This is a genomic window from Bacillus sp. NS1 (assembly GCF_058248265.1).
In genome coordinates this window covers 1-554 of sequence record NZ_JBZAZF010000027.1, presented here as the reverse complement: position 1 = coordinate 554, position 554 = coordinate 1, and the positions used below count along the sequence as shown (strand labels likewise).

The 554-nt window shown below is 37.9% G+C and carries 2 protein-coding genes; both read right to left on the bottom strand.

What is annotated here, in order from left to right:
- A partial coding sequence (locus AC4CV5_RS20770; RefSeq protein WP_041517732.1) for a hypothetical protein occupies positions 1 to 240 on the bottom strand: 240 nt, incomplete at its 3' end.
- A 30-nt stretch (positions 241 to 270) separates the two neighbouring features.
- Positions 271 to 414 (bottom strand): hypothetical protein, encoded by a 144-nt coding sequence (locus tag AC4CV5_RS20765; protein WP_010329784.1) that lies wholly within the window; start codon positions 412 to 414, stop codon positions 271 to 273.
- Positions 415 to 554 lie beyond the last annotated feature (140 nt).

Sequence of the window (554 nt, the reverse complement as noted above, 5' to 3'; positions counted from 1 at the left end):
ATTTTTTCGCTTTCTTTCATGTCGGCTTTCTCTCCACATCATAATGAATCCTTTTAACAAGGTAATAACAACGGCTATCATCAATACAGTATGCGCAATCTTTCCAGACATACCCTCGTCAGTCAGATCAATTGCAACGATCCCAGCAACCAATATGAGCAAAACGGCAAAATCTGCTGTACTGTACTGCTTAAAATATTTTTTCATATTATCGTGGACGTGATATAATGGTATGAGCAAGGGGATTTACTCCCCTTTGCTCACTGTGTATCAGCGCTTCTTGCTTACCCGGCGGGAGCGCTTTTTCTTTTTCTTGCTATGCTTTTCGCTTTCCTTCTGCCATATGTCGTAGATGTGTTTTATGATGGTCACGATGCCAGCGATAGCAAGAATCCAGTTTCTCACCTCGTCCACTTCAGCACCTCCTTTCTATACTTTAATTATATACAACCTATTTACAACAGTCAATAGATTTTACGAAAATAAAGCTATTTTTTTGTTAATTTGGTATAATCGATACATATTGGAAAAAGGAGTGAATATTTTGAAGGAAT